This window comes from Citrobacter sp. S46_ASV_140 (assembly GCF_018919545.1).
Classification (GTDB): Bacteria; Pseudomonadota; Gammaproteobacteria; order Enterobacterales; family Enterobacteriaceae; genus Citrobacter; species Citrobacter braakii.
The window spans coordinates 1-964 of the sequence record NZ_JAHLRC010000275.1; the positions used below are offsets into that span (position 1 = coordinate 1).

The window sequence follows — 964 nt, forward strand, 5'->3', positions numbered from 1 at the left end:
AGATAATACCGCTCAAATGCCACGCCGTTTTCAATATGCTGCAGCAGGACATTCATATCCTTATCAATTTCCAGGGTCTGCGTAAGACGCTGGCGATCGCACTCGCGCACGCGCTGCTGTAAAACCTTCATTAAGGCATCGATAGGCGTGACATGTGAAAAATGCAACACCGGCTCTTTCTGCCCCGGCGTATGGCGAATTAGCGTTGGTAGCGCCGTCATGGGACGATTACGATTAGGTAAAACTTCGGTCCCTACAATCGCGTTAATCGTCGTCGATTTTCCCGCTTTCATGGTACCGACAATCGCCAGCACCATTTCCAGACGCGTAATCTTACGCAGTTCATTATTGAGCGTTGCCTGCTGGACATCCATGCCACGCGCGCTGAAATGCAGGGGCTGAACCACCTGTCTGCTATGCTCTCCTTGTTTTAGCGCGACATCATCCAACGACGTCATAGGCAATTTTTGCAATTGCCTGAGATGTTCAAGCGAGAGCATCAGCAAGCGTTCCGCTTCCTGACTTAATTCATATATTGTCTGTGTGTGCATGGAAAATTCTTCCTTAACGCAAATGGCATTACTTTTATTTAGCCCAATCGTTTTATTTATAGATTTTTTGGCTTTTATAATTACGTGTAGAAATAATTAAAATCAAAACAACCAACTGATATTATTAAAATAAATTTGGCGTATAACCGCTGGCCGGATGCCTCTCACTTATGTAATAAGTAAGAAAGATAAACAGCGTAGTTCAGTTTTAAAAAATACCCGCGTAATCCCCCTACTAAAATTAAGGGGGTCAATGATATTCAATCACAATGGCTTAGGCATCCGTAAGCAACGTTACCTATGAATATCAGATATTTCGCCTCACCTTATCTTAAATACCTAAGCGTAGCAATTTCCCTTAAAAAATATTCCGCCATACTTTCATTGAGGTAAAAGCAAAGGGTCTTTACAGC

At 42.9% G+C, this 964-nt stretch carries 1 protein-coding gene; it reads right to left on the reverse strand.

Features of this window, described 5'->3' with window-relative positions:
• Positions 1-551 (reverse strand): dynamin family protein (locus KQJ19_RS23740; protein WP_216404287.1); only part of this gene is annotated, 551 nt, incomplete at its 3' end.
• Between the last annotated feature and the right edge of the window lie 413 nt (positions 552-964).